The 1,325-nt window shown below is 69.7% G+C and carries 1 protein-coding gene; it reads left to right on the forward strand.

The annotated features are described in order from the left end of the window. The first annotated feature begins 248 nt into the window (after positions 1 to 248). Entirely contained in the window at positions 249 to 1,307 is a 1,059-nt protein-coding gene (locus tag F8279_RS29635; protein ID WP_151501706.1) for an IS110 family transposase, read from the forward strand. Positions 1,308 to 1,325: the final 18 nt, after the last annotated feature.

Raw genomic sequence — 1,325 nt, forward strand, 5'->3', positions numbered from 1 at the left:
CCGCCTGACAGTGAGGATGTAGGGGTGGGGTCACCCGGCCTGGTCTGACTCACCGCCTGACCGACGTTGCTGTCCTGGAGCGGATCCGTCGGCTTGGTCCGGGTGACCCCGTTCCTGCACGTCACTGGCAGGGGCGTCGTGACCTGATAGGAGCCTGTGCAAGAGGTCCCGTCACTGTCCTGTCCGCCCGTCCCGGCGAGTGCGTGCCGACCCTGTTCGGTGCAAGCGAGAGGGACGACGGTTCCAGCATGACAGCCAAGAAGCGCAAGGTCACCGGTGGCGTCGATACTCACGGCCGGACCCATCACGCCGCCGTGGTCGACCAGACCGGACGGGAAATCGGTGATCGCCAGTTCCCCGCCACCGCGGCCGGTTACCGACAGTTGCTGGTCTGGCTGCGAACCTTCGGCACGATCGTGAAGATCGGCGTCGAGGGCACCGGCGCCTACGGCGCCGGTCTGGCCCGCTACCTGACCAGCCAGAAGATCATGGTGGTCGAGGTCGACCGGCCGGACCGCAAGACCCGGCGAACGAAGGGCAAGTCCGACCCGATCGACGCGCTGGCCGCCGCCCGCGCTGCCCTGTCCGGACAGGCCAGTGGCCTGCCGAAGACCCGCACCGGACCGGTCGAGGCGATCCGCGCCCTGCGGGTGGCCCGCAACGGCGCGGTCAAGGCCCGCACCGCCGCCGTCAACCAGCTCCACGGTCTGCTCACCGCCGCCCCCGAGAACCTGCGCGCCGACCTGGCCGGCCACACCGGCATGAACCTGGTCAACCGCTGCGCCAGCCTCACCAGCGACGACACCCGGCTCAGCGATCCCGTCGAGGCGACCAAAGCCGCCCTCACCGCGATCGCCGCCCGCATCCAGACCCTCACCGCCGAGATCACCCTCGCCGACCGGCGACTACGCCCCGCCGTCACCCGCACCGCTCCCACTCTCAGCGGACTGTTCGGCGTCGGACCCGACGTCGCCGGTCAACTCCTGACCACCGCCGGCGACAACCCCGACCGGCTCCGCAGCGAAGCCGCCCTGGCCCACCTCTGCGGCGCCGCACCCATCCCCGCCAGCTCCGGACGCACCGACCGACACCGCCTCAACCGCGGCGGCGACAGAGCCGCGAACAAAGCCCTGCACACCATCGCTCTCTGCCGCCTGCGCCACGACCCCCGCACCCGCGCCTACCAAGAGAAACGCACCAAACAAGGCCTCACCAACAAAGAGATCATCCGCTGCCTCAAGCGCTACATCATCCGCGAGGTCCACACCGCCCTCCTCGCCGACTACACCGCCCTCAACACCCCTTGACATCCATAGGAGCATCCG

It is taken from the genome of Micromonospora sp. AMSO1212t (genome assembly GCF_008868145.1).
Taxonomy (GTDB): domain Bacteria; phylum Actinomycetota; class Actinomycetes; order Mycobacteriales; family Micromonosporaceae; genus Micromonospora; species Micromonospora tulbaghiae.

Bases quoted from the DNA above. Each gene is read 5' to 3' on its own strand.
- F8279_RS29635 (WP_151501706.1), top strand. From the start codon at position 249: ATGACAGCCAAGAAGCGCAAGGTCACCGGTGGCGTCGATACTCACGGC.